Genomic DNA, 24,040 nt, shown 5'->3' on the forward strand with positions numbered 1-24,040 from the left:
ACACCGCCACGCCCTTGGGCATACCGGTGGAGCCCGAGGTGTAGATCACGTAGGCCAGGTTGTCGCCGTCCAACACGACGCTTGGCGCGGTGTCGCTGTAGTTGGCCCAGTCTTCGGTGCGATCAATCGCCAGGGCTTCCAACCCCTGAGGGATCGGCAGTTGCTGCAAGGCGCTGGTGTGGGTCAGCAGCAGTTGCGCGCGGCTGTCTTCCATCATGTACAGCAGGCGGTCGCGGGGGTATTCGATGTCCAGCGGCACATAAACACCACCGGACTTGAGCACCGCCAGGAACGCCACCAGGCTCTCGGCGCTGCGTGGCATGGCGATGGCCACGCGCACTTCCGGGCCAACGCCACGGGCGATCAGCGCATGGGCCAGGCGGTTGGCCTGAGAGTCGAGTTCGGCGTAGGTCAGGGTTTGGGCGTCGAACTTGACGGCCACGGCATCGGGGGTTTCGCGGGCGCGGTCGCCGACCAGTTCGTGCACCCAGCGTGTGGCCGGGAAGCCTGAGTCGGTAAGGTCCCACAGTTGCAGGATGTGCTGCTGTTCAGCGGTGTCGAGCAGGTTCAACTGGCCGACGGTTTGCTGCTGGTCAGCCACCATCGCCTGCAACAGGTTCTGCCAGTGACGCGCCATGCGCTCGATGGTGCTGGCGTCGAACAGGTCGGTGGCGTAGCTCAGCGAAGCGCGCAGTTGCTCCTGGGACTCCTCGATATCCAGGGTCAGGTCGAACTGTGCCACGGCCTCACCCCAGAGAACCGGGCTGATGTCCAACTGCGCCAGGCGCCGCAAATGGCTGCCCGCCAGGCTCACATGGTGGTTGAACGCGACCTGGAACAACGGGCTCAAACTCAGGCTGCGCTCCGGTTGCAGCGCTTCCACCAGTTGTTCGAACGGCAAATCCTGATGGGCCTGGGCCTCCAGGGCGCGCTGCTTGACCTGTTGCAGCAGTTGGCCGACGGTGGTGTGCCCGTCGATATCGGCCTTGAGCACCTGGGTGTTGACGAAGAAGCCCAGCAGGCGCTCGGTCTCCACACGGTTGCGGTTGGCAATCGGCACGCCGACGCGGATGTCTTGCTGGCCGCTGTAGCGGTGCAGCAACACCTGGTAAGACGCCAGCAACAGCATGAACAACGTCACGCCTTCACGCTGGGCCAGGCCCTTGAGGCCGTCGAGCAACGGTGCCGGCAACGCAATGCTCAAGCGCGCGCCACGGTGAGTGGGCACGGCGGGACGCTGGTGATCGAACGGCAGCTCCAGCACCGGCTGCTCGCCGCCCAGCAGGTCGCGCCAATAGTCGAGTTGACGGGCCTTCTCCCCCGCCTCCATCCACTGGCGTTGCCACACGGCGTAGTCGGCGTACTGGATCGGCAGGTCCGGCAGTTGCAGGGGTTGCGCCTGGCTGTAGGCGGCATAGAGCTGCACCAGTTCATCGACCATCACCTGCATCGACCAGCCATCGGAAATGATGTGGTGCTGCACCAGCACCAACACATGGTCATCGTCGGCCAGGCGCAGCAAACCGGCGCGCATCAGCGGGCCCGAACGCAGGTCGAACGGCTGGGTGATGCGCGCTTCCACCAACGCCTTCAGGTTTGCCTCGTCGGCCTCGGCCGTGTCGAGCTGAATGCGGGCAACCGGGCTGATCACCTGCACGGTGCGATCAGCGTCCTGCTGCACGTGCGTGCGCAGGCTTTCGTGACGGCTCACCAAGGTATCGAACGCGCGCTGCAAGGCGTCCTGATCGAGCGCGCCCTTGAGGCGCAAGGCGCTCGGCACGTGATACGCCGCGCTGTGCGGGTCCAGTTGCCAGAGGAACCACTGCCGCTCCTGGGCATACGACAAGGCCAGCGGCTGGTCGCGCTCAACCGGTTCAATCGGATGGGTTTCCACCCGCTCGGCGCCCAAAGCCTGGACAAACGCCCCGAGCACCGGCTGATCGAACAGCGCCTTCAGCCCTACCTCGAGGCCCAGGCCGTGGCGCACGCGCGAGATGGCCTGGGTGGCCAGCAACGAATGCCCGCCCAGCTCGAAGAAATGATCGTTCAGGCCAACCCGCTCCACGCCCAGCACTTGCGCCCAGATTGCAGCAACCTGCTGCTCCAGTGCGGTGTGGGGCGCTAGATAATCCCGCGATTGGGCCTCCACTTTCGGCAAGGCCTTGCGGTCGAGTTTGCCGTTGGGGCTCAACGGCATTTGCTCCAACACCATCCACTGGGCTGGCACCATATAGTCCGGCAGGTGCTGGGCCAGGTGGGCGCTCAATACATCGCGCCAGTCGTCACCCGCCTGTTGCAGCACCAGGTAACCCGCCAGGGTTTGTCCGTCGACTGCCAACACGGCCGTTTCACGCACCCACTCGTGCTCCAGCAGGCGTGCCTCGATTTCACCCAGCTCGATACGCAGGCCACGCAGCTTGACCTGGTGGTCGATGCGCCCGGCGTATTCGATCACGCCGTTGTCGCGGTAGCGCGCCAGGTCGCCGGTGCGGTACAGGCGCTCGCCGTTTACAAACGGGTGGGCAATAAAACGCTCGGCCGTCAGGGCCGGGCGACGGTGGTAACCCCGAGCCAGCCCTACGCCGCCCAGGTACAGCTCGCCAAGCACACCAACGGGGGCTGGCTCGAAGTTGCTGTCTAGGATGTAGCACCCCAGGTTAGCGATCGGTCGGCCAATCGGCACCGCGTCGCGACCTTCATCGACGCAGGTCCAGTGGGTCACGTCGATGGCCGCTTCGGTCGGGCCGTACAGGTTGTAGAGCGCAGCCTGCGGCAGCTTGGCGAAGACTTGGATCTGCGCATCCACCGGCAAGGCCTCGCCGCTGCAAACGATGCGGTGCAGGGTATGGCAGGTGGAGACCATCGGGTCTTGCAGGAATGCCTGCAACATCGACGGTACAAAGTGCAGCGTGGTGACCTGCTCGGTGTTGATCAGGCTGACCAGCTTGGCCGGATCGCGGTGATCGCCGGGCGCAGCGACGACCAGGCGTGAACCGGTCATCAACGGCCAGAAGAACTCCCACACCGACACGTCGAAGCTGAACGGGGTCTTTTGCAGCACGCTGTCGCTGGCATCCAGCGCATAGGCTTCCTGCATCCACTGCAGGCGGTTGAGCAGCGCCGAATGACGGTTGCCGGCACCTTTGGGCTGCCCGGTGGAGCCGGAGGTGTAGATCACGTAGGCGAGGTTTTCGCCGTCCAACGTCACGTTCGGATTGGCTTCGCTGAAACCCTCGAAGGTCGACTCACCCAGCACCAGGTATTCCAGCCCGGCCGGGATCGGCAAATGCTCGAGCAGATGGGCCTGGGTCAACAGCAGCTTCACGCCGCTGTCGTCGAGCATGTAGGCCAGGCGTTCACGCGGGTATTCAGGGTCCAGCGGTACATAGGCGCCCCCGGCCTTGAGCACGGCGAGCAAGCCCACCACCATTTCGACGGAACGCTCCACCGCCAGGCCGACCAGCACATCCGGCCCTACGCCAGCCTCTATCAGGCGATGGGCCAGGCGGTTGGCACGACGGTTCAACTCGCTGTAGCTCAAGCGCTGCTGGCCAAACACCAAGGCCGGGGCGTCCGGCGTGTTGGCGGCCTGCGCTTCAATCAGTGTGTGCACACACTGCTGCAACGGGTAGTCGCGGGCGGTGGCGTTCCACTGATGGATTACTTGCTCGCGCTCTGCCTCGGTCAGCGATGGCAGATCTCCCAAGCGTTGTGACGAATCCCTGGCCAGGCCGTGCAACAGGCAGTGGAAATGCTCGGCCAGCTGGTGGATTTCACCTTCAGCAAACAATTGCACGTCAAAGCTGAACTCAAACGCCAGGGACGCCCCAGCGCCCAGCAGTACCGTCAGCGGGTAATGGGTCTGTTCCACGTTTTGTACGTTACTGAACGCAAGCCCGGCCGGCGCCCCGTGGGCCAACGCCTCGGATACCGGGTAGTTTTCAACCACCAGCAGCGTGTCGAACAACGCGCCGCCGCTGGTGCCCGCCCAACGCTGGATATCGAACAACGGCGTGTGTTCGTGCTCACGCAGGGCAAGGTTCAGGTCCTGGACCTGCTGCAACCATTCGCCGACCCGCAACGTCGGACTTGGCGTGGCGATGACCGGCAGCGTATTGATGAACAGCCCCACCTGCTGCTCGACCCCTTGCAAACCCGCCGGGCGTCCGGAAACAGTGGCGCCAAAGGCGACGGTGTCCTGGCCGGTCTGGCGTTGCAGCAACAACAACCAGGCGGCTTGCACCAACGTGTTGAGGGTGACTTTGTGCGCCTGGGCAAAGGCTTTGAGCTGCGTGGTTTGCGCCGCCGTCAACGCCAGATGCACCGCACCCTTGGCCAATGAAGGATCAGGCGATGCCGTACGAGCCAGGTGTGTAGGCGTTTGCAGCGCTGCCAACTGACCTTTCCAGAAGGCCTCGCTGGCGGACGCGTCCTGCGCCTGCAACCAGGCGATGTAGTCGCGGTAATGCCCCCGAATCGGCGCCAACGACTGGCCGGCATAGTGCTGCAAAACCTCGCCGAACAACTGCGCACGGCTCCAGCCATCGAGCAGGATGTGGTGGTTGGTGTAGATCAAATGGAAGCGATCAACGCCCGTGCGGATCAGCTTCAAGCTCAACAGCGGCGCCTGTTCCAGCACAAAACCCTGGGCCCGGGCCGACTCGCTCAGCTCATCGAGCGCCGCTTGCTGATCAGGTCGGGACTGCCAGTCATACGCGGCGAACGGCAAGGCGACCTCGCGGTAGACCGCCTGCAACGGTTGCGCTTGGGCGTCCTGCCAGACAAAGCCGGTGCGCAACATGTCGTGCCGGGCCACAACCTGCTCCCAGGCACGCTGGAAGCGTGCGACGTCCAGGCCCTGGATATCGGCGCGCAGCTGGCTGACATAGATGTCGTCCTGCCCTTGTTGATACAGGCTGTGAAACAGCATGCCCTGCTGCATCGCCGACAACGGGTACAGGTCCTGTACCCGACGGGCCGGCAGTGCCAACTCATCCAGTTGTGGCTGGGCCAGTTGTGCCAGGGGCACGTCGGCCGGCGTCAGGCCGCCCTGTTGCGGGTCCACGCAATGGGCGATCAGCGCCAGCAATTCGCGACGGTAATCGTCGGCCAGGCGTTCGATGGTCGCCGCCTGGAACATCTCGCGGCTGAACCCCCAGCTCAGGCTCAGCTCACCGCCGTACACCTGCCCTTCCACCGTCAGCCAGTTGGCCAAAGGCGCCTCGGCGTCCTGGGCCTGGCCGCTGCCTTGAGTGGCCGGCACAAACAGTGCCGAGTCATCGAACTGGCGGTCAAACTGCCCCAGGTAGTTGAAGGTGATACGAGGTACAGCCAACCCTGCAAGGGCTTGGCGAGACTCGGAGGTGCCCATATAGCGCAACAGGCCATAGCCCACCCCCTTGTCGGGGATTGCGCGCAGTTGCTCCTTGACCGCCTTGATCGCGCTCGACAATTCGCCATCGGCTTGCAAACGCACCGGGAACAGGCTGGTGAACCAGCCAACGGTACGGGTCAGGTCGACGTCGTCGAACAGGTCTTCACGGCCGTGGCCTTCCAGTTGGATAAGCGCCGCAGCCTGGCCGCTCCAACGGCCGATGACCCGTGCCAGCGCCGTCAGCAACAGGTCGTTGACCTGGGTGCGATAGGCGGCCGGCGCGTCTTGCAGCAGTTGGCGGGTGTCTTCGGCGTTGAAGCGGGTTTCGAGCTGGGTGCCCAGGCGATTCTGCAAGCCGCCTTGAGGGTTATCGCACGGCAGGTCGGCGTCGAGTGACTGCGCCTGCCAGTAAGGCAGTTGAGCCTCCAGGGTCTGCGCATGGGCCTGCAGCCGCTGCGCCCAGTGCTGGTAGGCGCTGGTCTTGGCGGGCAGTGCCGCGTTGCGATAAGCCTGTTGCAAGTCTTCCAGCAGGATGCGCCACGACACACCGTCGACCGCCAGGTGATGGACCACCAGCAACAGGCGCTGAGTGCCATCGGCCAGGCTGATCAAGGCGGCGCGCAACAACGGGCCTTGCGCCAGGTCCAGGCTGCGCTGGGCTTCATCGCACAAGGTGGCCAGCGCTGCATCGTTTTGCGCATGGGACTGCCACAACCCGGACGCGCTGACCGGGGCCCCGTGAGTTTGCTGCCAACCGTCAACCTGCGCCACAAAACGCAGGCGCAGGGCGTCGTGGTGGTTGATCAATCGGTTCAGGGCCGCGTCCAGGCGTGCAGGGTCGAGTGCCTCGCGCGGGGTCAGCAGCAACGACTGGTTCCAGTGATGCCGCGCCGGGATCGCCTCGCTGAAAAACGCCTGTTGCACCGGCGTGAGGATCACCTCACCGCAGACCGGGCCCTGGTCAATCACGATGGCCTGCTCGAAGCTTGCCACCCGCGCCAGGCTGCGCACGCTCTGGTACTGGAACAGGTCACGCGGGCTGAGGCGAATGCCCGCCTGACGGGCGCGGCTGACCACCTGGATGGAGATGATCGAGTCGCCGCCCAGCTCGAAAAAGTTGTCGTCCAGGCCGACTTGTTCAAGGCCAAGCACATCCTGCCAAATCGCCGCCAAGGCGATTTGCAAGGGTTCTTGCGGCGCCTCATAAGCCTGTTGCGGCGCAGCATCCGGCACCGGCAGGGCCTTGCGATCGAGCTTGCCATTGGCGGTGACCGGCAGCTTGGCCAGCGGCACCAGATGGGTCGGCACCATGTATTCCGGCAGGCTGCTGAGCAGCCACGCTTTGAGGTCGGCAGGTTCTTCGTGTTCGAGTACCAGGTAAGCGACCAACTGCTTGCCGCCCTGCACCAGCACCACGGCTTCGCGCACGTGGGGGTGCTGCATCAGGCGTGTCTCGATTTCACCGAGCTCGATCCGCAAGCCGCGCAGCTTGACCTGATGGTCGAGGCGGCCGAGGTATTCGATCACACCGTCGGCGCGCTGGCGCACGCGGTCACCGGTGCGGTACAGGCGCGCACCATCGACAAAGGGGCTGGGCACAAACCGCTCGGCGGTCAGCCCCGGGCGACGATGGTAGCTACGGGCAAGGCCGACGCCGCCCAGGTACAACTCACCGGAAACACCGGCCGGCACCGGGTTGAGCTGGGCGTCGAGCACATAGGTGGCGAGGTTGGCGATCGGGCGGCCGATGGGCACGCTGTCGGCACCTTCGTCCAAGCAGGTCCAATGGGTCACGTCGATGGCGGCTTCGGTGGGACCGTAAAGGTTGTACAGGCCGGCGCCCGGCAGCTTGGCGAACACCTGCAGTTGCGCATCCAGCGCCAGGGCCTCGCCGCTGCACACAATGCGTTTGAGGCTCGAGCAGGCCTGCACACCCGGCTCATGGATAAACGCCTGGAGCATCGACGGCACGAAGTGCAACGTGGTGATGCCGTGGCGACCGATGGTTTCGATCAGCCGCGCCGGCTCACGGTGCTCACCCGGGGCGGCGACCACCAGGCGTGCGCCGGTCATCAGCGGCCAGAAGAACTCCCACACGGACACGTCAAAACTGAACGGCGTTTTTTGCAGCACCGCGTCACTGGCGTCGAGACCATAAGCCTGTTGCATCCAGCACAAGCGGTTGACCAGCGCACGGTGGCTGTTGCCGGCGCCCTTGGGCTTGCCGGTAGAACCGGAGGTGTAGATCACATAGGCAAGGTTCAGCGCATCGAGGGCGACGGCGGGCGATGCACTGCTGTAACCGTCGAGCCACGACTCGGCCTGATCCAGCACAACCACGTCAATACCTGCGGTCGGCAACAGCGCCAGCAGGCTTTGCTGGCTGAGCAGCAACCGGATGCCGCTATCCTCGATCATGTAGGCCAGGCGCTCCTGGGGGTATTCCGGGTCCAGCGGCACATAGGCGCCACCGGCCTTGAGAATCGCCAGCAGGCCGACCACCATTTCTACTGAACGCTCGATGCAGATACCCACCAGCCCATCCGGGCCTGCGCCGCGCTCGCGCAAGGCGTGGGCCAATCGGTTGGCGCGAGCGTCAAGCTGGGCATAGCTCAAGGTGGTGGCGCCAAATACCAGCGCCGGGGCATGCGGGGTGCGTTGCGCCTGGGCCTCGATCAGCTGATGGATGCCCTGCTCGGTCGGGTAGGCCTCGGCAGTCCGGTTCCAGCCGTGGATCAGCACCTGCTGTTCGTCGGCAGCCACCATCGGCAATTCGCCGATGCGTTGCTCACCGTCGGCGACCATGGCGTGCAACAGGCGGGTCCAGTGCTCGGCCATGCGTGCGATGGTGGGCGCGTCGAACAGGTCATTGGCATAGGTCAGCGCGGCGTGCAGCGTGCCGGATTTCTCGAAGGTGTCGAGGGTCAGGTCGAACTGGGTGGTGCGGCTTTGCCATTCCACCAGGGCCAGTTCCAGGCCGGACGCGGTGCTCACCGAGCTGATGTCGGCCACCACCGGCTGATGGTTGTACATCACCTGGAACAGCGGCGTATGGCTGAGGCTGCGCTCGATCTTCAGCGCCTCCACCAAACGCTCGAATGGCAACTCCTGGTGGTCCTGGGCGCCCAGTGCGTGCTCCTTGATGGCCTGCAGCAATTCGCTGATGCGGGTCTGCCCGGTCAACTCGGTACGCAGCACCTGGGTGTTGACGAAAAAGCCGATCAGCCCTTCGACCTCACTGCGGTTGCGGTTGGCAATCGGCACGCCGACACGGATATCACCCTGCCCGGTGTAGCGATGCAGCAGTACGTTGAACGCGCCGAGCAGCAGCATGAACAAGGTGACATTGTGTTTTTGCGCGCAGCTGCGCAACTGCGCCGCCAGGCCCGGGTCGATGGCGAAGTTATGGCGGGTGCCCTGGTAGCTCGGCATGGCCGGGCGCGACCGGTCTGTGGGCAGCTCCAATACCGGGTGTTCATCCCCCAGGCGCGCTTGCCAGTAGTCCAGTTGACGCGCCTGCTCCCCCGCTTCCAGCCAGCGCCGCTGCCACAGGGCGTAGTCGCTGTACTGGATCGGCAGCGCTGGCAATTGTGGCTGTTCGTCGCGCTCGTGGGCGTCGTAGCAGCGGATGAATTCGTCGATCAGCACATTCATCGACCAACCGTCGGAGACGATGTGGTGCAGGGTCAGCAGCAGCACGTGCTCGTGTTCGTCGAGTTTGAGCAACTGCACGCGCAGCAACGGGCCGTGCTCCAGGTCGAAGGGCAACAGCGATTGACGGGTCGCGGCCTCAACGACAGCCTGCTCGCGCTCGGCGGGCGCCAGCGCGCTCACATCCAACTGCTCGATGGTCACCTGCGACGTCATCGCCACCTGCAACAGGCGCTCATCGTCCTGGCGCTGGAACACCGTGCGCAGGGTTTCATGGCGCACCACCAGGCTGGCGAATGCCTGCTCCATCGCGCCCAGGTTCAGCGCGCCCTTGAGCCGCACGGCGCCGGGCAGGTTGTAGGCACCGCTGGCCGGGTCCAATTGCCACAGAAACCACATGCGCTGCTGCGCGTAGGACAGCGCCTGGCGATCCTGTGCCTCCACCCCTGCCGGGATCGGGAACCGGGAAAAATCCACGCCCTCTTTCTGCAAGGCCTGCAGGAACAGTTGGCGTTTTTCCAGGGGCAACCCGATAAACCGGCGAGCAAGTTTCAAGGAGTCTTCAGCATTCATTTCTTGGAGTCCGGAGCAATAGGCGGGAAGCACAAAGGCACGTCGTCCCTATAAAACGAACCGGACAGCGAAAAATTAGCGGGGGATGGGAAGCGCGCAGCGGCGTGTCATCAAGGGTTACACCAAATTCGGCACGACGAATGAACCCGGGCTAGCATTGACGTAAACCACTTTTTGCAACTACATTTAGTTACACGCAGGGAACGCTGTGTCCAAAAATGAAAAATTGCTCGCCAAACTGCTCAATCCGCAGATGGGATTTACCTGGCAGGAGCTCGCCACGCTGCTGTGCCGGCTGGGCTACACACAGATTCAAGGGGCTGGAAGCCGGGTCAAATTCTACAACGGCGACCCCAGTGCAATGATTACGCTGCACAGGCCTCACCCCGGCAACGAAGTGAAACACTACATTCGGCGCCAGATCATCGAACAATTGAAATCAGGAGAACTGATTCAGTGAACAACCAACTGAAACACCAAGGCTACATCGGCTCCATCGAAGCCAGCCTCGAAGACAACTGCCTGTTCGGCAAAGTGCTGTTCATCAAGGCGCTGGTCAGCTACGAGGGCAAGACCGTCGCCGAGCTGGACGCGGCCTTTCGCGAAGCGGTGGACGACTATCTCGCCACCTGCCAGACCCTCAGGCAAGCACCGGAGAAACCCTGCAAAGGCTCATTCAACGTGCGCGTCGGCCACGACCTGCATCTGGCAGCAGCCCTGGAGGCAAGCCGCAAGAAAGTGACGCTGAACGATTTGACGCGCCAGGCGCTGAGCGAATTCCTGCTGCACCATCGCAGTGAGTCAACGCCTGCCGTCGGCTGAGCGCGGTATCAACCGTTTAAACTGCACACCCTGACCGCCTCGCGTGCCAACCTCCTTGCCTGGTGATCCTGCTCGAAAATATCGCTCAGGCTGGAGAGCGTCTGCAGGTTGATGCACTGTAAGGCGTGATCCACCACACGCGGGATCTGGGTGAACCGAACCCGTCGCCCCAGGAACGCCTCGACGGCCACTTCATTCGCGGCATTCAACGCCGCACTGGCGCGATTACCTTCGGCGAGCACTTGCAGGGCCAGGCCGAAACAGGGGAAGCGATGGAGGTCGGGATGCTCGAAGGTCAAGCCGCCAGAACGTGTGAGGTCCAGCGGCGACACTCCGGACTCGATACGTTGCGGATACGCCAGTGCGTGAGCCACTGGCATCCGCATATCCGGGTTGCCCAGTTGGGCCAACACGGATTGATCGCGAAACACCACCATGGAGTGCACCACGCTTTGCGGGTGAATCAACGCTTGGATGCGTTCGGCGGGCAAGTCGAACAGCCAGTGGGCTTCGATGATTTCCAGGCCCTTGTTCATCAGGGTGGCGCAATCCACGGAAATTTTGCGACCCATTGACCAATTGGGATGGGCACAGGCCTGGTCGGGGCTCACATCGTCCAGGCTGTCGAGGGGACGCTTCCTGAAAGGTCCACCCGAGGCCGTCAAGATCAGACGATCAACGTCCTCCAGCGAACCGTGACAGCCTTGCAGGCACTGAAAAATCGCGTTGTGCTCACTGTCGAGTGGTATCACCGTCGCTCCGCCGCTGGCCACGGTTTCGACGAACAAGGCGCCGGCCATGACCAAGGCTTCCTTGTTCGCCAAAAGGATTTTCTTGCCCGACTGCGCAGCACTCAAGGTCGGTAACAACCCCGCCGCCCCGACGATACCGGCCACCACCGTGTCGACATCCGACGAAGCGGCCACCGCACACAAGGCATCCACACCACACAACACTTCGGTCGGCAGGCCGGCTGCCAGCAAGTGGGCCTGTAGCTCGATGGCATGCTGCGGCTCACTAACCACAGCGACGGGGGGACGAAATTGCAGGCACTGTCGGTACAACTTGTCGATGTTCCGATGAGCAGTAAGCCCTTGCACCATCAATGTCTCGGGGTGACGCGCGACTACATCCAGAACACTGTCGCCGACCGACCCGGTAGAACCGAGAACGAGCAGGCGTTGCAACATGATCAAACGTCCTTTGGAGGCGGCAGGTAATTGAAGTAAACGTAGCATCCGCCCACTGTCTGACAAGTTAGCCACTCGACTAACTTGCGATAGGCAAGCACACTTTTATTTATATAACAGGCGACCTATAACGCGTTCAAAACTCGCTCATTCCAAATAAAACTATGCACGGACTTGCGCTGACGCCTGTTCCTTTCTAAAAATAACCTTCACCTCTTGCCTTTTCAGCCCATCTGTTTGGTCTGCAGTATCGTCCAATGGCTAGTCCCAATGAGACTGTACTGTGAACGCCTATAAAACATCACACGCAAGGTTTACCGAATCGCCGCCAGCAGACGAAAGCACGTGCTTCCACGGCAGCGGGCGTCACTCTTCTGCGCCTCGAAAACCAAACATAAATCCTGAAAAACGTTCAGCAAAACTAACTGCTGGCGAAGTAGCAGTCATGCGCCCACCCAATAAACTTGCTCTTCACAACATGAAAAACGGCAACTTTAATGTTTACACGGTCGTTCCTTAGAACTTCGTTTTTTCTAGCGGTGAGCGTCAACACGGCTCGCAGGAGGCAACCATGTTCGAACTCCTCAATACGATTGATAACCCTGCCCGCCTGCGCACTTTGCACCCCGCCGCACTTCGGCCGCTGGCCGACGAACTGAGGGCCTTTATTCTGCACAGTGTCAGTACCACGGGCGGCCACCTGTCGGCGAACCTGGGCACGGTCGAACTGGCGATTGCGCTTCACTACACCTTCAATACACCGGATGACCGCATCGTGTGGGATGTCGGGCATCAGGCCTACGCCCACAAGATTCTCACCGGCCGCCGTGAAGACATGGCCGACATTCGCCAACTCGGTGGTATTTCGGGTTTTCCGCGGCGCAGTGAATCCGTTTATGACTGCTTCGGCACCGCGCACTCCAGCACTTCGATATCCGCCGCGTTGGGCATGGCACTCGCCGCACGCAACAAGGGTGAACACCGGCACTGCATCGCCGTCATCGGCGATGGTGCGCTAAGCGGCGGGATGTCGTTCGAGGCGCTGAACAATGCCGGCGTGTACCGCGACCTGCCATTCCTTGTGGTGCTCAATGACAATGACATGTCGATCTCCCCTTCCGTGGGCAGGTTGCGTGAACACCTGGGAGCATTGACGGCCAGCAGCGAAGCCCGCCACGAAGCCAACCTCTTCAAGACCATGGGGTTTGCCTATAGCGGGCCGATCGACGGGCATGACGTGGATGAACTGCAACGGGTACTGCGCCGCCTGAAATTACGTCGAGGGCCGCAGTTGCTGCACATCATCACGGAAAAAGGTCACGGTTATTCTCCGGCGGCAGCCGACCCGGTGCGCTATCACGGGCCGACAAAGTTCGACCCCACCGAGGGCCTGCCCCCTGAGCCGCCAGGCAAACCCTCATACACCCAGGTGTTTGCCCGATGGCTGGCCGACGAAGCAGAACACGACCCACGGGTGATCGCCATCACCCCGGCCATGCGCGAAGGCTCGGGCCTGGGGGCGTTCGAACAACGCTTCGCGCAGCGCTATTTTGATGTCGGCATTGCCGAACAACACGCCCTGACGTTTGCCGCCGGGCTTGCAACGGAGGGCATGCGACCTGTGGTCGCGATCTACTCCACGTTCCTGCAACGGGGCTACGACCAGTTGATCCATGACATCGCGATCCAGAACCTGCCCGTCGTATTGGCCATCGACCGTGCCGGGATCGTGGGTGCCGATGGCGCCACGCATATGGGAGCCTTCGATGTGGCCTTTCTGCGCTGTATCCCCAACCTGACGATCATGGCACCCGCCGATGCCCAGGAATGCCGGCAGATGTTGCACACGGCCCTGCAACAACCCGGGCCGTGCGCCGTGCGCTTCCCGCGCGGCTGCGCACTGGGGGCGGCACCTTCGCAGGTGTTCAGTGAGCTAGCCATAGGCAAAGGCGAAATCCGCCGCCTCAGCCCCCGTGTGCCAGGGCAACGTGTGGCCATCCTGGCGTTTGGCTCGATGACGCAACACGCGCTGGAGGCCGCGGACCGCTTCGATGCCACCGTCGCCAATATGCGTTTCATCAAACCGCTGGACACCGAGCTGCTTCAAAACCTGGCGCGCAGCCATGACTTGCTGGTGACCGTTGAAGAAGGTTGCATCCTCGGTGGCGCAGGCTCGGCCTGCCTGGAATACCTGGCCCGCAGCAACCTGCACCTGCCGGTGCTGCAACTGGGCTTACCTGACCAGTTCATCGAGCACGGTGCGCCTGATCAGTTGTTGCGCCATTACGGTCTCGACACCAACGGCATCAGCGCGGCCATCAGCCGATTTATCCATGAACACGCGCCGGGCGCGGCCATGCCCGTCATCACACCGCGTCAGGTGAGCGCCTGACCATGAACGTAATCATTGCCCAGCCACGGGGGTTCTGCGCCGGTGTCGTGCGTGCCATCGATGCCGTGGAACAAGCCCTGGACCAATTCGGCGCGCCGGTGTATGTGCGCCATGAAATCGTGCATAACCGCCATGTCGTGCAGACGTTGACGGACAAGGGTGCCACGTTCGTGGAAGAGCTGGACCAGGTGCCCGCCGGTGCCGTGACCCTTTTCAGCGCCCACGGCGTAACCCGTGACGTGGAACGCGAGGCTCAGCAACGCCAGCTTCAGGTATTCGACGCCACCTGCCCGCTGGTGTCCAAAGTACACAACCATGGACGCCAGTACGCGGCCAAGGGTTATTCATTGATCTTGATCGGCGAGCCCGGCCACCCTGAAGTCATTGGTATTCTCGGTCAGGTTGATGCACCGATCACCTTGATCCAGACCGTCAAGCAGGTCAGCGAGCTGCCGTTCGCCGTGGGTGCGCCGTTGGCTTACCTGACTCAGACCACCCTGAGCGTTGACGACACACGGGCCGTGGTACAGGCGTTGACCCAGCGCTACCCCGGGATTGTCGGGCCCGCCAGCCGCGATATTTGCTACGCGGTGCAGAATCGCCAGCAAGCAGTGCGCGACCTGTGTACACAGGTGGAACGGCTGTTGGTGGTCGGCAATGCCAACAGCGCCAACTCGGTGACCCTGTGCGCACTGGCCAATGACCTCGGCGTACAGAGCTACCTGGTAGCCGACGGCAGTGAAATCGACAGCCAGTGGTTCACGCCCGACATGACCGTGGGCATTACCGCAGGTGCTTCAACCCCGGAAAGCTCGGTCGAGGACGTCATCGCCGCGCTGGCACGCATAGCCCCGCTGCAGGTCAGGGCCTTGCCCGGGCGCGAGGAACAGGTGCGGTTTCACCTCCCCGCCGGGTTGATTGCCCGGCAATAGCGCAGAGGCGTCATGAGCATGAACACTTTCCCTGTCCGTCGCACCACCCGCCAGGTCAACGTCGGGCCGGTTCACCTGGGCAGCGACGCGCCGATCGTGGTGCAGGCCATGACCAATACCGACACCGCCGATGCCCAGGCCACCGCAAGCCAGGTGGAAAGCCTGGCGCGTGCGGGGGCCGAGCTGGTGCGCATCACGGTCAACAGCCATGAAGCCGCGGCCCAGGTCGCACGCATCCGCGAGCTATTGGACCGGCACAACGTGAACGTGCCCCTCGTGGGGGATTTTCACTTCAATGGCCATCGCCTGTTGGCCGCTTACCCCGACTGCGCTCAGGCCCTGGCCAAGTACCGGATCAACCCCGGCAATGTCGGCAAAGGCGAACGGCGCGATGAACAGTTCTGCCAGATGATCGAGGTTGCCTGTCGCTACGACAAACCGGTGCGCATCGGCGTCAACTGGGGCAGCCTGGACCCGGACCTGCTGGCCCGCCTGATGGATACGAATGCTGCCCTGCCCGCACCGCTGCCGGCCGACGCGGTGATGCGCGAAGCGCTGGTGGTCTCGGCCCTGGAAAATGCCGGGCGCGCCATGGAGGTCGGGCTACCGGCAGACCGTATCGTGCTGTCGGCCAAGGTCAGCCATGTGCAGGACTTGATCACCATCTACCGCCACCTGGCCGCTCGGTGCGACTTCCCTTTGCACCTGGGCTTGACCGAAGCAGGCATGGGCACCAAGGGCATCGTCGCCTCCACCGCAGCCCTGGCCGTGCTGTTGCAGGAAGGCATCGGCGACACCCTGCGCATGTCCCTGACCCCGGAGCCGGGCGGCACGCGCGCTCGTGAAGTCCAGGTGGCCCAACAACTGCTGCAAACCATGGGCCTGCGCGCCTTCAGCCCACAAGTGGTGGCCTGCCCCGGCTGCGGGCGTACCACCAGTGTGTTCTTCCAGGAACTGGCGCAGCGGATCGAGGCGTTCCTGAGCGCGCAAACGCCGGTATGGCGCAGCCGCTACCCAGGCGTCGAGCGGTTGCATGTGGCGGTCATGGGCTGCGTGGTGAACGGCCCGGGGGAAAGCCGGTTGGCGGACATCGGTATCTCACTGCCCGGCGCCGGTGAACACCCTTCGGCACCGGTCTACATGGATGGCGAACGGGTGATGACACTCAAGGGCGCCACCATCGCCGAAGACTTTATCCGCTTGCTTGAGGCCTATGTCGCAGCGCGTTATGGCCATGATGAACAGGCCCTGCACGTCCTGCTTTCAGCCCAGGCGCCGATAGCCCAGCAACGCTGAACCAAAAACCACTGCACCAGCCCCAAGTGCCACCCAGAACCCACTGGGGGCGCCAAAATGGTCGATCATCCACCCGGAGCTGGCAGCGCCGATGGCCACGCCGATGCTCAGGCCGGTGATCAGCCAGGTCATGCCTTCGGTGAGGCGGCTCGGGGGCACCACCCGCTCCACCAACGCCATGGACACGATCAGGGTCGGGGCAAAGAACAACCCGGAGATAAACACCGCCACCGCCAGCCCCGGGATGTTGGTTACCAGCAGCAAGGGCAAGGTAGTCAACGCCGTGGCCACGCCGCACAGCAGGAACTGGCGCGGCAGCGGTGCCTTGAGCTTGAGGGTGCCGAACGCCAGGCCAGCCAGGCAGGAACCGATGGCGTACACCGACAACACGATGCTGGCAGCCGCAGGCTGGCCCTGGTGCTGGGCGAACGCCACGCTGACCACATCCACCACGCCGACGATCACGCCCATGGCCAGCAGCAGGATCATCAGGATGAGCACCGAGGGCGAAGCAATCAGCGAGCCGCCGTGGTGCGCGTGGTGTTCGTGCACCGCAGGCTCGGTGTCACGTTGCAGCACAAAGGTAGTCACCCCGGCCGCCAGCAGCAGCGCCGCCACCAGCGGCCCGGCTTCGGGGAACAGCACCACACTCAGGCCCACCGAGATCGGCGGGCCGATGATGAAACACACCTCATCGAGCACCGATTCCAGGGCAAAGGCAGTCTGCAACTTGGGTTGGCCCCGGTACAACTCGGTCCAGCGCGCCCGCACCATGGCCGACATATTCGGCATGCAACCGGCCAGCGCGGCAAACACGAAGAGGGTCCAACTGGGCGCCTGCAATCGCGTGCACAGCAACAGCATCAGCAACGCCCCGCCGCCGATCAATGCTGCAATCGGTAGCACCCGGCCCTGGCTGTAGCGATCCACCAGCCGCGACACCTGCGGCGCACAAAACGCCGTGGCCAGGGCAAATACGGCCGCCACCGAGCCCGCCAGGCCATAGCCACCATGCACCTGCGACAGCATGGTGATCAGGCCGATACCGGTCATGGACACCGGCATGCGCGCCAGCATGCCGGCCAACACAAATGCACGCGCGCCAGGCACCTGGAACAATTCGGTGTAGGGGTTTGCCATGTTGCTGAACCTCATTCTCTATGCCTTGAACCTTGCTATCTGAAGCGCCCGAGGCAAAATACATACGGTGCGTATGTGACAAATCATGATTAACATACGTAACGTATGTCAATCTTTTACTGACCCACAGCGAGCCTTAACCATGAGCCGAGCCCGAGCCGAAATGATCGAGGACACCCGCGCCCGGCTGATCGCCAGCGCCCGCCAAGCCTTTGCCAGCCAGGGCTATGCCAATACATCGATGGACGACTTTACCGCGCGCGCCGGGCTGACACGGGGTGCGTTGTACCATCACTTTGGTGACAAGAAGGGCTTGCTGGCGGCCGTGGTGGCCCAACTCGACGGTGAGATGGATGCGCACTTGCAAGGCATCACCGATCAGGCAAGCGACCCATGGGACGGGTTCCGCGAACGTTGCCGTACTTACCTGCGTATGGCACAAGATCCCGAAATACAACGGATTGTTTTCCAGGATGCGCCTGCGGTTCTGGGCGTCACCGAATCAAGCCACTCGCAACACTGCGTGGAGTCCCTGGCCGCCTTACTGGAGAGCCTGATGAGCGCGCACATCATCGTACCGGCCGCCAGCCAGGCGTTAGCGCGCCTGATCAATGGCAGCCTGGTGAGCACCGCCCTGTGGATTGCCGCAGACGAACACCCCAACCTGCGACTGGAAGAAGGCCTGCAAGGGCTGGAGCTGCTCTTGCGAGGGCTGAAGCAATAACCGCAAGCGCATCCATGCAAAGCGTGCACACTTAGACTGCCCGCCTGCCCTTTTCCCGGAGCCCATCATGCAGCGCATCGGTTTCATTACCTTTCCCGGTTTCGGTGTCATGAGCTTCGCCGCGCTGTCTGTCTTTGAGAGTGCCAACAGCGCCGTGGGCAAGGCTCATTACGATGTCAGGCTGCTCTCCGAAAATGGCGGGCCGGTACGCAGCTCCCTGGGTGTGGTGGTGCACACCGAAGGCTTCGATGACACCGCGTTCGACACGGTGATCATCGGCGGCGGCAGTGATCGCGAATTTACCGCGCCGCTGCTGGCTTATCTGCGACACGCCGCCGTGCACAGTCGCCGCCTTGCGGCCACCTGCTCCGGTACTTTCTTTCTGGCGCAGGCGGGGTTGCTCGACGGTAGGCGGGCGACCACCCACTGGTTTTTTGCCGACGAATTTCGCGCACGCTATCCAGAGGTCCAGCTGGAAGAAGAGCGATTGTTTGTGATCGACGGATCCATCTGGACCAGTGCGGGCATGACCGCAGGCATTGATCAGGCATTGACCATGGTTGAAACCGACCTGGGGCCGGAAGTCGCCCGCGCTGTGTCGAAAACCTTCATTCTTCAGAGCCGCCGCGTCGCAGGCCAGCCGCAACGCTCGGTGCTGCTGGACATGGAGCAGAAGACCGATCGCATTCAGGCCGCCATGACGTATATGCGCAATAACCTGCATCGCGCGCTGCCGTTGAGCGAGCTGGCAGATGCCGCGCACTTGAGCCTGCGCCAGTTCAGCCGGGCGTTTCATGCACAAACCGGGCTTACACCGGCCAAGGCTGTGGAAAAGCTGCGGATCGAAGCGGCCGTGGTGTTGATCCAGGATGGGCGCCACCCCCTAGACAACATCGCCCGCCAAACCGGGTTTGGTGACAGCGAACGCATGCGCCGGGCGTTCGTTCGCCAATTCGGCGAGCCGCCACGGGTGATTCGGCGCACGGCTAGGAACCCCGCCGAGGCAAGCGCAACGTCCCGAAACGAGGGTTAAATGGCCTTTGTCGCCCTGTGAGTTGGCCTAAGCTTTACCTCAGACCATCCCTGAGGAATCCTTATGAAACGCTGTGCACTGGCCTTCGGCGCCCTGTTTTCACTCTTCACCCTCACCTGCGCATTCGCGACCCCGCAAGAGGACGAAACCCGAGCGTTCTTTACTCGATTTGTCGAGGCTCAGAATGCCCATGACCTCAAGCAGATCAAGGCCATGCTGTGGGATTCACCGAAAATGCTCTGGTTTGCCCGTGGTGAAGCCAGCTGGGGGCCGGATGCCGTCGTCAGCAAACTCAAGGAATACTACAAGGGCACCTGGCAACTACAGCCGGACATGAGCCACTTCAGTGTAGTGATGGTGAACGACGAAGTTGCCCAACTGATGGTGCCGGTCGCCTTTACCCGAGGCCATCCAGGCGAGCCCGCGCAGGTGGACACTTTCCTGATCAGCCAGACGTTATTGAAAGGCAAGGACGGCTGGCATGTCGCAAGCATCCTGCCGGTCGCCGATACCCATTTCAAATAATCACACCAACCGCTTGATCTGCTTGTGCCGCCACACCAGCCGGTAATACGCGGTCTGCAACACCAGCATCGCCAGGTAGGTCACCGGAAACGCCATCCACACCCCTTCCAGGCCAAAGTGCGCGTTGAACAGGTACGCCATCGGCAACTCGACGCACAGCACGCAAAAGATCGAGATGGCCACCGGCATCAGCACTACGCCACTGGCGCGCATGATCCCTCCGACCACCGCCTGGAAGCCGAATACCAGGATGCTCCACAGCATGATGTGCAACAGGTGCTCAGCGTTGCTGCGCGCCGTGTCGTCGGTGATGAACAGGCCCAGCAACCAGTGCGACAGCAGGTAACCGAGCACGATCAGGCCGCCGGTCAGGCAGGTGTTGATCATCAGCCCCGTGCGCAGGATCGGCCCGATACGCTCCAGGCGCCCGGCACCGATGGCCTGGGCGCCGAGGATCGATGCGGTGATGGCAATCGACAGCGCCGGGAACTGCACGTAGTTGACGATCTGCGTCACCGCGCCATAGGCCGCCGTGGCCTGGGAACCGTGCCCGTTGACCAGGGCGAGGATGACCAATTCCGACAGTGACAGCACCACCATCTGCAAGCCGGTGGGCAAACCGATGCGCAGGACCTTGCCAAGGATCACCCGGTCCAGGCGCAAGGCAGCGAGCAGCTCGCGGTCCGGCGCCATCACGTGGTTTTTATGGCGCAGGCGCAGGATCAAAAACAGCATCGCCAAGGCGTTCCCCACCAGCCCCGCGTACACCGCACTCTGGATGCCCATGGGTGGCAGGCCGATCCAGCCGCGAATCAGCGCCGGGGTCAGCAACAGGCCGGCCAGCGTGGACACCATCAACGCCAGCAACGGCGAAATCGTGTCGCTGACGCCACGCAACAACTGGGTGTAGAGGATGAAGACCAGCAACAGCGGCATGATCAACATCATCATCTGCGCATAGCCGACCGCATCGTCCAACACATCAATCGGCGTACCCAAAACCTGTAACGCCGGACGCGCAAACAGGCTACCGAGCACCGCCGCAATCAACCCCACCAGCGCACCGAGGGTCAGGGTGGCGCCGGTGATGACCTTGACCATCGCGGTTTCCTGGGCGCCCCACGCCTGGCCAATCAGCACCGACGCGCCCGCCCCCAGGCCGATCACCAGGGCGATAAAGAAAAACACGATGGGAAACATTCCCGACACCGCCGCCAGTGCCTGGGTACCGAGCATTTGCCCGACGTAAATGCCGTTGAGTGTGCCGGAAAAACTTTGCAGGAAGTTGGACAGCACCATCGGTGCCAGAAAGATCAGGTAGATCTGCCACAACGGCCGTTTCTGGATGACTTCCATGAAGATTCAGGTCCGTGAATTATTGTTAGACGGGAAAAGCATTGCGCGACAGCCACGCCAGGTACGTCTGCACGTCCACCGGCCACTGCGCGATCTTGTGGGAAAAGTCTGCGGCGTCGTGGGCAAACAATGCGCGGGAAGCCTCCTCGAAGCCTGGCAGGTCACCGCCGATGGCGCTCATGAAACGATAGCTGGCTTCCTTGGCCTGGCGTATCTGATCACGGGAAGCACTGGCGGTGCGAGCGTCATCTACCAAGCGACGCAACGCCGCCGACGCGCCACCACGTTGCTGGCCCAGCCATTCCCAATGGCGCGGCAGCAGGGTGACTTCCCGCGCCACCACCCCGAGTTTCGGGCGACCCACCGATGGCGCTGCCGGAGGCTCGTCATCCGCCTCGGCCGATGCCGGTTGCGCAGGTGCATACCCCGCTGGCCAGGGGTAATCCACCTGGCTGCCGGTGGCGTCATCAAACACCAGGAAGCTGCCAGGCGCCAAGGCGGATTGGGCAAGGCTGTGGGCAACATCGGCATAGGTGCCCGCCGCCACGCGCTGGTGATGGACAAAGGCGGTGCAGAGCGAAAGGTTTTGCGTAGGCATGGATTATTACCCGGGTGTTATTTGTTTTACCCGGGCTATATTAGCCAAAATTTTACAACGCGCAAGCCTATTGACGCGAAACGTGCAACTGCTCATCCCGCACGGTCGCCCGCATGCCTTGCACACCAGGATCGTGCAGCACGCATTCGGCGATGGCGGGCTGCAACTCCACCCGCAGTCGCCGGCCCAAGGCCCTGGCGCCAAAACGTGCATCGTGCTGGCGGCACAACCATGCCCGCGCGGGCTCATCCACTTCCAGCCAACGCTGGTGTGCCGCCAGGCGCCCGTTGAGCTTGCCCAACTCGACATCCAGCAACGCCTCCAGCCACTGGCCGTCGATGGGTTCGAACATCAGGATGCGGTCGATGCGGTTGAGAAACTCCGGCTCGAAGTGACCGTGCAACGCGTCTTCCAGCACCGCCGCCTCGTCCCGGGCAAATACCCGCAGCAAGCGGCGCCAGCCGTGGGCGAACCGTTGGCGATGGCGGCGCGCCTGTTGTGCGCCGATGTTGCTGGTCATGAAGATCAGGCAATTGCGAAAGTCCAGGGTGCGCGTGCCACCGGCCAGGGTCAGCTGGCCGTTTTCCAGGATGCCCAGCAGGCTGCGCACCACTTCGTGGCTGGCCTTTTCCAGCTCGTCGAACAACACGATGCCCGGGCAACTGTAGGTGCCCTGGATCAGCTCGCTGTTGAACAGGCTGATGCCTTCCTTGCTCCCCACATACCCCGGCGGTGCGCCGGTGAGTGCGGCGGCGTAATGCTCCTGGGCAAGGGTGTGCATGTCGATGCGGCAAAAACCATCGGCGCGACCGTGCAGCGCCTGGGCCAACAGGCGCACGATCTCGGTCTTGCCCACGCCGGTCGGCCCCATGAACAGGTTGACGCTCAAGGGCCGGTCACGCTCACCGATATCGGCCTTGACCACGTTGAGCAGGCCCTCCACCTGCGCCAAGGCCGCGTCCTGGCCGACAATGCGGCTGCGCAACAGCGTCATCACCCGGGCCGGCTCAAACGTAAAGCGCATGCCCTACTCCGCCGTCCGCTCTTTACCGCCATGGGGCAGTTGGCCCACCGGGCATTCGGCGACACCGACGGTGCTGCGGGTGATTTTCTCGACATTCTCCTGGGCCTTTTGCGCGTCCAACACCCAAGTGCGGTAGAACTCGAACGGGCAGTCCGCCACGCCCTTGTCGCCATCGCCCGAGGCGTGCATGCCGGTATAACCCCGGTGCAGCAACTTGAACAGGTGGTTCTGCGACTGGTCATTGGCCCGCGCATCGCGGATCTGAGACACCGACAGTTGCGCGTACTGGATGCCCATCTCCTCCTCGCCGCATTCGCCCAGGGTGCGCCCGTCAAAACCGATGATCGCCGAGTGTCCGAAGTACGAATACACCCCATCGAACCCCGCCGCGTTCGCCACCGCCACATAGCAGTTATTGGCCCAGGCCATGCTCTTGGACATCTGCACCTGCTGCTCCTTGGCCGGGTACATATAGCCCTGGCAACGCACGATCAACTCAGCGCCCTTCATCGCGCAATCGCGCCAGATCTCCGGGTAGTTGCCGTCGTCGCAAATGATCAGGCTGATCTTCATGCCTTTGGGCCCGTCGCACACATAGGTGCGATCGCCCGGATACCAGCCTTCGATGGGGCACCAGGGAATGCATTTGCGATAGCGCTGCACGATTTCGCCGAGATGGTTGATCAGCACCAGCGTGTTGTACGGCGCCTTGTGCGGGTGCTCTTCGTGGCGCTCACCGGTCAGGGAAAACACGCCCCAGGTGTTGGCCTGGCGACAGGCCGCCGAGAAAATCGCGGTCTCTTCGCCGGGAATGCTTGCGGCGGTGGCCATCATTTCATCGTGGTCGTACATGATCCCCATGGTGCTGTACTCGGGGAACACCACCAGGTCCATGCCGGGCAGGCCCTGCTTCATGCCGACAATGATCTCGGCAATCTTCTTCGCGTTGTCGATGACATCGGCCTTGCTGTGCAGGCGCGGCATCTTGTAGTTCACCACCGCGACACCCACGGTGTCCGGGCTGCTGGAAATGTCGCCATGACGCATAACAACGCTCCTGTTCTAGTGGCTGATCATCCACGGCCGTGGGCCGGTTTTGGTCTTGAGCCCCAAGGGGTTGGCCTTGCTCGGCAGCACCTTTTTGCTGGTGCCGCAGCAACTGCAACCGGCCGGGTGCTTGCGGCTTTCCTGGTACTCGCCGACGGTTTGCGGCGCATGGCGGCTGCGTTCGTTGCCCTCGATGGCCTTGCGCTGGTTGCCCGACAGCGTTTGCAACGCGGGCGCGCAAATCAGCAGTTGCCCGCCCGGCCCGTCGCAATAGGGGCACTGGCTCGGTTCGTTGCGCTGGGCGATGGGCCGCAACATCGTGAAGGTGCCGCACGCCGCACAGGCGTATTCGTAGGTCGGCAT

16 protein-coding genes are annotated in these 24,040 nt (G+C 62.8%); 8 read left to right on the forward strand and 8 right to left on the reverse strand.

Annotated elements, in window-relative coordinates; translation table 11 throughout:
- The coding region (locus HX792_RS13125; RefSeq protein WP_176996506.1) for a non-ribosomal peptide synthetase at positions 1 to 9,598 on the reverse strand (9,598 nt) is incomplete at its 3' end.
- A gap of 208 nt (positions 9,599 to 9,806) precedes the next feature.
- Here HX792_RS13125 and HX792_RS13130 point away from each other — a divergent pair.
- Together HX792_RS13130 and HX792_RS13135 are read left to right on the forward strand one after the other, a co-directional pair.
- Positions 9,807 to 10,058: a type II toxin-antitoxin system HicA family toxin gene (locus tag HX792_RS13130; RefSeq protein ID WP_176996507.1), complete on the forward strand. Its 252-nt coding sequence runs from the start codon at positions 9,807 to 9,809 to the stop codon at positions 10,056 to 10,058.
- Positions 10,055 to 10,420: a type II toxin-antitoxin system HicB family antitoxin gene (locus tag HX792_RS13135; protein WP_176996508.1), complete on the forward strand. Its 366-nt coding sequence runs from the start codon at positions 10,055 to 10,057 to the stop codon at positions 10,418 to 10,420. The genes HX792_RS13130 and HX792_RS13135 overlap by 4 nt, the downstream gene beginning before the upstream one ends.
- 8 nt (positions 10,421 to 10,428) lie before the next feature.
- On the opposite strand, the gene ispC is transcribed toward HX792_RS13135, so the two are convergent.
- A complete protein-coding gene (ispC, locus tag HX792_RS13140) occupies positions 10,429 to 11,616 on the reverse strand; it encodes a 1-deoxy-D-xylulose-5-phosphate reductoisomerase (RefSeq protein ID WP_218172664.1) in 1,188 nt (395 codons plus the stop codon).
- Positions 11,617 to 12,181: 565 nt separating this feature from the next.
- Between ispC and dxs the strand changes: the two genes are divergently transcribed.
- Genes dxs through ispG form a run of 3 tightly spaced genes read left to right on the forward strand, consistent with a single transcriptional unit; the run spans position 12,182 to position 16,230 of the window.
- Complete coding sequence (gene dxs, locus HX792_RS13145) at positions 12,182 to 14,002, forward strand: 1-deoxy-D-xylulose-5-phosphate synthase (protein WP_176996510.1); 1,821 nt, start codon at positions 12,182 to 12,184, stop codon at positions 14,000 to 14,002.
- Between the two features lie 2 nt (positions 14,003 to 14,004).
- The gene (gene ispH, locus HX792_RS13150) at positions 14,005 to 14,934 is read left to right on the forward strand and encodes a 4-hydroxy-3-methylbut-2-enyl diphosphate reductase (protein WP_176996511.1); all 930 of its coding nucleotides are present in this window, start codon (positions 14,005 to 14,007) and stop codon (positions 14,932 to 14,934) included.
- Positions 14,935 to 14,952: 18 nt separating this feature from the next.
- Positions 14,953 to 16,230 carry a flavodoxin-dependent (E)-4-hydroxy-3-methylbut-2-enyl-diphosphate synthase gene (gene ispG, locus HX792_RS13155; RefSeq protein ID WP_176996512.1) on the forward strand — a complete coding sequence of 426 codons (1,278 nt, stop codon included), beginning with the start codon at positions 14,953 to 14,955 and terminating at the stop codon, positions 16,228 to 16,230.
- Here the strand turns inward: ispG and HX792_RS13160 are convergent.
- On the reverse strand, positions 16,198 to 17,370 hold the full coding sequence (locus HX792_RS13160) for an MFS transporter (RefSeq protein WP_176996513.1): 1,173 nt from the start codon (positions 17,368 to 17,370) through the stop codon (positions 16,198 to 16,200). The two genes, ispG and HX792_RS13160, sit on opposite strands and share 33 nt — an antisense overlap.
- Positions 17,371 to 17,512: 142 nt before the next feature.
- Here HX792_RS13160 and HX792_RS13165 point away from each other — a divergent pair, with 142 nt between their 5' ends.
- The 3 genes from HX792_RS13165 (at position 17,513) to HX792_RS13175 (ending at position 19,652) form a co-directional block, all read left to right on the forward strand.
- Positions 17,513 to 18,094, forward strand: a complete 582-nt coding sequence (locus HX792_RS13165; RefSeq protein WP_176996514.1) for a TetR/AcrR family transcriptional regulator — start codon at positions 17,513 to 17,515, stop codon at positions 18,092 to 18,094.
- Positions 18,095 to 18,161: 67 nt separating this feature from the next.
- Positions 18,162 to 19,127, forward strand: coding sequence for a GlxA family transcriptional regulator (locus tag HX792_RS13170; RefSeq protein WP_176996515.1), 966 nt, complete (start codon positions 18,162 to 18,164; stop codon positions 19,125 to 19,127).
- A gap of 63 nt (positions 19,128 to 19,190) precedes the next feature.
- A complete protein-coding gene (locus HX792_RS13175; protein WP_176996516.1) occupies positions 19,191 to 19,652 on the forward strand; it encodes a DUF3225 domain-containing protein in 462 nt (153 codons plus the stop codon).
- Here HX792_RS13175 and HX792_RS13180 read toward each other — a convergent pair whose 3' ends face one another.
- The 5 genes from HX792_RS13180 to HX792_RS13200 all read right to left on the reverse strand — a co-directional run bounded on the left by HX792_RS13180 (position 19,653) and on the right by HX792_RS13200 (position 24,040).
- The gene (locus HX792_RS13180; protein ID WP_176996517.1) at positions 19,653 to 21,008 is read right to left on the reverse strand and encodes an MATE family efflux transporter; all 1,356 of its coding nucleotides are present in this window, start codon (positions 21,006 to 21,008) and stop codon (positions 19,653 to 19,655) included.
- 25 nt (positions 21,009 to 21,033) lie between these two features.
- Positions 21,034 to 21,606 (reverse strand): DUF2239 family protein, encoded by a 573-nt coding sequence (locus tag HX792_RS13185; protein ID WP_176996518.1) that lies wholly within the window; start codon positions 21,604 to 21,606, stop codon positions 21,034 to 21,036.
- A gap of 67 nt (positions 21,607 to 21,673) precedes the next feature.
- Positions 21,674 to 22,630, reverse strand: a complete 957-nt coding sequence (locus tag HX792_RS13190) for an AAA family ATPase (protein ID WP_176996519.1) — start codon at positions 22,628 to 22,630, stop codon at positions 21,674 to 21,676.
- 3 nt (positions 22,631 to 22,633) lie between these two features.
- Entirely contained in the window at positions 22,634 to 23,677 is a 1,044-nt protein-coding gene (locus HX792_RS13195) for an aliphatic amidase (protein WP_176996520.1), read from the reverse strand.
- A 15-nt stretch (positions 23,678 to 23,692) separates the two neighbouring features.
- A complete protein-coding gene (locus HX792_RS13200) occupies positions 23,693 to 24,040 on the reverse strand; it encodes an FmdB family zinc ribbon protein (protein ID WP_176996521.1) in 348 nt (115 codons plus the stop codon).

This window comes from Pseudomonas sp. B6002 (assembly GCF_013385985.1).
Lineage (GTDB): Bacteria > Pseudomonadota > Gammaproteobacteria > Pseudomonadales > Pseudomonadaceae > Aquipseudomonas.